Annotated in this window: 3 protein-coding genes and 1 pseudogene; all 4 read right to left on the bottom strand. The window is 57.0% G+C overall.

What is annotated here, in order from left to right; translation table 11 throughout:
• The coding region (locus ACM9LZ_RS25435) for a sacsin N-terminal ATP-binding-like domain-containing protein (RefSeq protein ID WP_416622304.1) at positions 1-1,540 on the bottom strand (1,540 nt) is incomplete at its 3' end.
• Between the two features lie 4 nt (positions 1,541-1,544).
• On the bottom strand, positions 1,545-5,114 hold the full coding sequence (locus tag ACM9LZ_RS25430) for a DEAD/DEAH box helicase (RefSeq protein ID WP_416622303.1): 3,570 nt from the start codon (positions 5,112-5,114) through the stop codon (positions 1,545-1,547).
• Positions 5,115-5,484: 370 nt separating this feature from the next.
• Positions 5,485-6,279, bottom strand: a complete 795-nt coding sequence (istB, locus tag ACM9LZ_RS25425; RefSeq protein ID WP_416622302.1) for an IS21-like element helper ATPase IstB — start codon at positions 6,277-6,279, stop codon at positions 5,485-5,487.
• Positions 6,269-6,500 (bottom strand): annotated as a pseudogene (locus tag ACM9LZ_RS25420) (IS21 family transposase); the annotation flags it as partial. The gene istB and the pseudogene ACM9LZ_RS25420, both read right to left, overlap by 11 nt.

Here is a 6,500-nt window from a genome sequence, read left to right as displayed (position 1 = left end):
TAACGATCTTTGAATTCCTGAACTGATAAAGTCCACCTTCGCTTGCGAGCTCACTATATAGGAGGGCGTAGAGCTGCTGGTGCCAATCATTCGGCTTTGAGGAAAGCCACTTCATGAATTCGCCGTCTGGGCCACTCACCCAATATGGTGGGTGAGGCACATAGCGCTGGCCGTGCGATGTGCGATCAGTGAGAAGATCAACGAACTCTTCCAGTCCCCATTCCTGAATTTCCAGCGATTCGAGAAATCGGTCCGCATTGGTGTTCTTTTGCGTTGCGCCAACTGACCAGATGAGAGGTGCATCAGCATCTCCGACAAGAAACTCGAGATCTTTCTCGGAGAGAAGGCTTTTCAATGACGCCCTCGCCTGCAAAAGCCTTTTGGCGGGAGCGTGAGACTTTCCGTGCGTAGGCGTAAGCGCCTCATTGTTCATTTCATCAAAGATTGCCGTCCGTATCGCTTGATATCGAGCAGGGATTGAATCCTGCTTGTTCGGCAAGACCGACAAAAAATCCAACGTCAGCAAGCCATGGTCGCGGACCTCGTGAAGGGAAGCTGCGGCGAGACCTGCCAGTTGCTCGAACAGCGGTTCGTTTGCAGGTGTCTCCTTGATGCTCGCTCGGCTTAGTTCCGGTACAAATGGAGCATGAAGATGGAACCGCAGGCCGGATGTTTCTTTCTCGGCCGGGAAGAACACCGCAACCTGACCTGGAACCGGTACAATCTTCATTTGCTTTGCGATCGGGGCGGGCGGGTCGAAGGCCTTCACGTCAGGAAGGAATTCAAGTGCAAAGGCCGTCGCGACTTTGTGCTTCGTCTCCCGCGTCAGTCCCTCAACGGGCTGCGTGAACCTCAAGAAGTGAGAGCTCGCGGTTGTTTCGCCGTTGGTCTCCTTGAGAACTTCGATGTGGTTCTCGGTGTGTTCGATACGAAGTACCGTGCCCCCTCCGCTGTCACCAATTTTCCAGGAGATCGAGTGGAGATGGTTCAGGAAGAGTAGAGTGGTTTCGGCGAGATCTCGGAGGCCGCCTTCAACTTCCTTATAGGCGATCTCCCTCGGCTTCTTGGGGTTGTTGAACGGGAATTCGAAGCGCGTCTTTCCTTGAAGATCGCTGCGATCGCTCAGTAGCGAGGGCAAGACAAGTTCTTTGATCTCGAAGGAATATGTTGGAGACCAAATTCTAGGTGACTCCGTATAGGCAAAAACTGCTTTGAAGCCGACACCGAACCGTCCGATGGTATCGACGTCATCGAACTTCGTACCCTCGCCGACATCCGTAATGCCCAGGATGTCCGCTTCGGAGAACGGCCTACCGTTATGCTCAAATGACAGGCAGTCGCTCCGAAGTTCGAAGCCCACCTCAGTTGCTTCGGTGTCTTCCGCGTTCTGTAGAAGCTCAAAAATGAAGTGTGCACTGTCGGGATAAAGCTCTTCGACGATGCGTCTGATGCCTGTGTGCTTTTTGAGAACCTTTGCGAGATCGACGCGCTCTTCCCGCACGCGGTTAATGACCAGCTGCTTATCTTTTGCGGTCGACATCGTCTTACCCGACCCCCACCATAACGGTTCCGAAAAGCACGGGCGCTGCCCGAATGTCGCCGGTATTCCCCGCCTCGCGCAGTTCAGCGACGCGCCGATCAAAATCCGCGTTTGCCCGAGCAAGCTCGCTCTGCTTCATGATCCGGATCTTCTCATTCGTGGCCTTCAAGATCTGATCTTCCAGGGCACGGACCCGAGCGCGGTGGCTGACCGTGAGGCTCTGTACCCTGTGTTCAGCCAGCTCCTGGTTCTGAGCGATGTGGGTTGCCTGAGCCGCCGTCCATTTCGCGTGATGCAAGACATCCAGATCGTCAAAGTCACGCGATGGTGCAGCGCGTTGCTCGATTGGCTCGGTTGCCGTGTGAAGGATCTTCATTAGCGCTCCCTCGACAACGGGATCATCAGCTACTGCAACGAGCTCCTCGTCCGGCTTGATGCCAAACTTCCGCCATCTGTAGAGGGCAAAGCGGTGAACACCGGCCGGCAGACCGTCGGAGGCTTGAAGCGTGCATTGCATCGCATCGTTGGTTTCGAGGTAGCGCGCGGCTTGCCTTACCAGTGGATGCAGTACTGTCAGATGCATCACCTTCGGGTCATCAGTTGCTGTCTCCTGATCGAAGGTGACAGCGATGCTCGGAGTCCCGCCTTTCAGCCACTTTTCCCACGCCTTGGAGATCGGATCCGCGCTGCGCTTGAGCAGCCTAAAGTCCGCTAGTAGCGCGCTGCGCGCGTCCTGACTCAGGCGGAGCGTCTTCAGGGGCTTGTCGCCGAGCAGGTGTTCGTGGTCAGAGCCTGTCCGAGATTTCAGGTAGGTTGAGACGCATTTCTGAATGGCGTCCGGCGAGAGCCACTCGCTTTCCGCATTGTCGATATCCTCACGCCAGGACACCTTTGGGACATTCAGACCGAAAAGCTCGGATTCTTTCTCCTCGAGTTCCTGCTCTTCGCGAATACGGCGAATGCCATTGTCAGCCAATTGTTGCAGTCTGCGGGACCGCTCTTCATCGGTCAGAACAAAGCTCTCTGCAATATCGTGGATTTCCTGTGTAACCCGGCCGAGAATCTCCTCGCTTCCGCCTACGGCGTGCTGAAACACGCCGATCCGCATCAGGCAACGCTCGTAGATGTCAGCGTCGACCGTTCCAGGCGTGACAAGGTTTACGATACTGACGGTCTCACTCTTCTGGCCGTATCGGTCGATACGTCCGATGCGTTGTTCGATCCGCATCGGGTTCCAAGGAAGATCATAGTTCACAAGAAAATCGCAGAACTGAAAGTCCAGGCCCTCGCAACCGACCTCTGACGACAAGAGCACCTCGAGCGCATCCGGATGCTCTGGGGGCAGGGAGAACCGCTTCCGCAGCGAGGCACGCTCGTCATCCGGGATGTCTCCATGGATGACGCCGTAACGCAGTCCCGCATCCTCAGTGTGTCGGGCGAGGAAGGCGAGTGTGTGACGGAACGTACTGAACACGAGCGCTTTGTTGTTCGCCAGCCGTGTTTTATCTCTCAGTGTTCGAATAAAGGCTTCGACCTTTGGGTCGGTTGTATCAAGAGACTCCGCTCTGCTGATGAGATGTTCGATTTCTTGACGGATGCCCTCGACAAAGCTCAGGTCAACCTCGTCGGCGCTATCGGCGGCTTCAATCAGCTCAAGCTGATCAAGTTTACGGTTCAGGATGTCGGAGAGCATTGGTGCAAGCCCATACAGGCAGCTAGCAGCCTGCCTGCGAATGGTGGTCATCATGAACTTGACGTTCTGCTGACCGTGGGATCGGGCGAGAATGCGGGCGACGACGCCTAGAAGATCGTCGTGAAGCGCTTTCTGGTCGTCGGTGAAATCGACCGTGAGCGTTTGGGGCTTGCGGCTTGTAAATTCGCCGATATCCCGGCGGCGTGTGCGGTTGATGATCGAACTGAACGTGTACAGCTCCTCCAGTTTCCTGGTCAGAGTGACACGCTCCTCATCTGGAAGTTCGACCTCGTCTCGCAGCTTGTCAAAGACACCCTGAAACGTCGGCCCTTCCCTTAGAAACAGCCGCCCCCATTCGGTCTCCGTGGCCTGCCTAAGCTGCTCACTTGCTTCTTGTTGCCAGTTGGGCCCTGTTTCCCGACATAGCCGGACCGCCTCATTTATAAAGCGGTTTGGCTCCGCCATCTGCTCGAAGCTGTTGCGGTCGATCACAAGATCGGGGCGGAGCACATTGAGGAGTGTGAAGAGGTCCTGGCTGCCGAGCTGCACGGGAGTTGCGGTCATCAACAACACGGCACGTGCGTTATCGCAGAAGTATCGGACTCCCTGATGAAGAAAGGTGTCCGAATTGCGGATGTGGTGCGCCTCATCCACAATTACGAGGTCGAATGCTGGGGCTGGGTCGAGGGCCAGGAGCCCGCGATCTCTACGCCGCTTCTTCGTTTCGGACCCAAAGATGAGATCCGAATCAAACAATGAGAAGGGGAGGATGGCTTTCTCATACTGCTCGGGCCACTCGCCTTCGAGATCGGTCTCATGCAAACAGTGCCGAAGCAGCGCACCATCGAGATGAGTGAAGTTCTCGTCGAAGCGCTTTAGCTCTGTTTGCCATTTTCTTTCAGCGACCAGCGCCTTGGGGCAAATAACGAGCACGGACGAAATATCCATGCGGGCGCGGAGCTCCTTCAGGATCAGGCCGGCTTCGATTGTTTTTCCGACGCCGACTTCGTCCGCGATCAGCAAGCGGGGCCGATCGGAGCGAATGAGCTTGAGAACGGGTCTATACTGATAGGGGACGAAGTTCACTCGACCGGAGCGCAACGAGAACAGATTCGCCGTCGATGGTGACAGCAAATGAAGTGCAGTAAGCCGCGCGCGGAACTCATCTATTGAGATGGATGGTTGCTCGCCAGCATCTCCCGCCACAGCCTGCAACTGGCTTTCATAATAGCTGGCTTTTGCTCCATCCTGGAAGACGCAGTACCTGGTTTCTGGCCCGCCGATGATCACTTCGAGCACGGGAAGCTTGACTGAGTTGTCGGAGCGCAGAGCCACGACGTCGCCGACTTTGAACAGGTGCATTGGCGCGTCGGTTGGGGGAGCTTCGGTGGGGGCCGTGACGGAGTTCGCGTCGCTCACCGCCGCGGAAGCCGTTCCGCCTGCGCCGTCGGTCATTCTGGCAAGCGCGGATTCCTTGACTGCCCGAACCGCGCTCATTGAACCCTCATGGGCTCCAATGAGGTTCAAGAGGCGTCCCAGCGTATCTGCATCCCGGTATATCTCGCTCGCGGGGGTTTCTTCCGCAGACACGTGCGCCCACTTGTTGCGCACGGTTTGGAGCTCCTTCACCCAGTTGCGGGCTTCCCGGGGAAGACTGCAGTTGCCGGATAAGTCGTACCAGTTCTGGTCAAGGACACGCAGAAGTGCGGCGAAATCCAACTCTCGCAATGAAGAGATGTTTTTCTCGCCGATGACACGCTGCTGTTGGAAGCTTAGGCGATCAACAACGTGCTTTGCCCACCAGTCCTCGGACAGCTCCGGGAGCTTCTCTTGTAGGAAGCGCGCGAGATCGGACGTCGCTAGTCTCAGCTCGTTATGCATCTTTCTGCCCGATGGAGCTAAAGCGACCGACTTCCGGTACGCGGGCGAAACCGGCGTCTCTGAGCGTCGAGGGCCCGATCGATGAGACGCGCCGTCGTTGTCGATCCCAGACCAGTGCTGTTTGATGCAGCATGCGAGCACGCCCTCTCTGCCGTTGAAGCCCTACGCAAACTAGCGTATCAACGGAAAAATCCGCGGACAAGCGGATTGACAGGGAGAAGAAGCGATGAACCGGCCATGTCCGCCGACGGTGTGACCTTCGGCTTGGCGATTTCGAAGGCCCGCAAGGCACTCGGTTGTTGATTTCCACGCGGGATTGACCCGGGATTTCCGTCGAGAATTGACCCACCATTGATTTATGCGGCTTGGTTTATGATTGGGTCAAGGCATGTGGATTTCCCTTTCTCTTGCCGGATGCTGCGGCAGTGCTGGCTTTGAAACGAAAGCTGTCATTTCCGGTTTCGACGATGTGACAGCGATGTGTCAGGCGATCGAGCAAGGCGGTGGTCATTTTGGCGTCGCCAAAGACGGTGGCCCATTCGCTGAAGCTGAGGTTGGTTGTTATGATGACGCTGGTCCGCTCATAGAGTTTGCTGAGCAGGTGGAATAGCAGCGCACCGCCAGATGCGCTGAAAGGCAGGTACCCGAGTTCATCCAAGATCACGAGATCCAGGCGTGTCATGGCCTCGGCCAACTGCCCGGCTTTTCCCTTGGCCTTCTCCTGCTCGAGCGCGTTGACGAGTTCGATGGTCGATATGAAACGGACCTTACGACGATGATGTTCGATCGCCTGGATGGCGATAGCCGTTGCGACGTGGGTTTTTCCGGTACCGGGACCACCGATCAACACGACATTCTGCGCGCCGTCGATGAACGCGCAGCTGTGGAGCTGGCGCACTGTGGCCTCGTTGATCTCGCTGGCCTGGAAATCGAAACCTGCCAGATCCTTGTAGGCTGGGAACCGTGCGGCTTTGGTGTGATAGGCAATGGAACGCACCTCACGTTCCGCCATCTCGGCTTTCAGCAGTTGGTTCAGGATGGGGATGGCGGCCTCAAAGGCGGGAGCGCCCTGCTCAATCAGATCGGTGACGGCCTGCGCCAGGCCATACATCTTGAGACTTCGCAGCATGATGACGATGGCAGCGCTGGCGGGGTCATGACGCATGACGGCCTCCAGCGGTGCGGGCGCGCAGGTCGTCATAGCGTTCGACATTGGCCTTGGGTTCATGGCGCAGGAGCAGGGTCTGCGGTGCGCTGATGGTCGGCCCGTCGGTCGGCTTGCCATCGATCAGGCGATGAAGGATGTTCAGGACATGGGTCTTGGTTGCCACGCCGTCGGATAGGGCCAGTTCGACCGCAGCCAGCACCGCCTGCTCATCGTGCTGC

This window comes from Niveispirillum fermenti (assembly GCF_048066175.1).
Lineage (GTDB): Bacteria > Pseudomonadota > Alphaproteobacteria > Azospirillales > Azospirillaceae > Niveispirillum > Niveispirillum fermenti.
Note: the sequence above shows the minus strand (reverse complement) of the source record. Positions and strands in the feature narration are given on the sequence as shown.

Coding starts and splice junctions, on each gene's coding strand:
- ACM9LZ_RS25430 (WP_416622303.1), bottom strand. CDS start 5,114: ATGCATAACGAGCTGAGACTAGCGACGTCCGATCTCGCGCGCTTCCTA.
- istB (WP_416622302.1), bottom strand. CDS start 6,279: ATGCGTCATGACCCCGCCAGCGCTGCCATCGTCATCATGCTGCGAAGT.